Source organism: Vibrio sp. 10N.222.49.C9, from assembly GCF_041474985.1.
Taxonomy (GTDB): domain Bacteria; phylum Pseudomonadota; class Gammaproteobacteria; order Enterobacterales; family Vibrionaceae; genus Vibrio; species Vibrio crassostreae_C.
Genome location: NZ_JBFRVD010000876.1, coordinates 1 through 286 on the forward strand (window position 1 = coordinate 1; position 286 = coordinate 286).

Annotated in this window: 1 protein-coding gene; it reads right to left on the reverse strand. The window is 46.2% G+C overall.

The annotated features are described in order from the left end of the window. Positions 1-283 (reverse strand): hypothetical protein (locus AB4585_RS26030; RefSeq protein ID WP_372171662.1); only part of this gene is annotated, 283 nt, incomplete at its 3' end. Positions 284-286 lie beyond the last annotated feature (3 nt).

Below are 286 nucleotides of genomic sequence, written 5' to 3' on the forward strand. Positions count from 1 at the left end.
CAGATTCAGTATTGCTGACTTGGCTATCACGAAACATACCAGTGTGATTTAGGTGTGTTTTGGTGCTGTTTATGTACGCCTTTGCGATCTCGTCAATATCTTCGGTTTTCGGCAAATTAACGCTCCCTAGACAGATAGAGGTGTTTTGCCAAACGTTCGGGAGTGGCGCAAAGTACAGTCTCGTTGTCGCAGTACAGCGTTTTGCGTGTTGTGTAACGGCTACGCATAGGCTAGTCGTTGATTTGTCGTAGCAAAACACCAGATGATTCCAGTTGATGCTCATGGC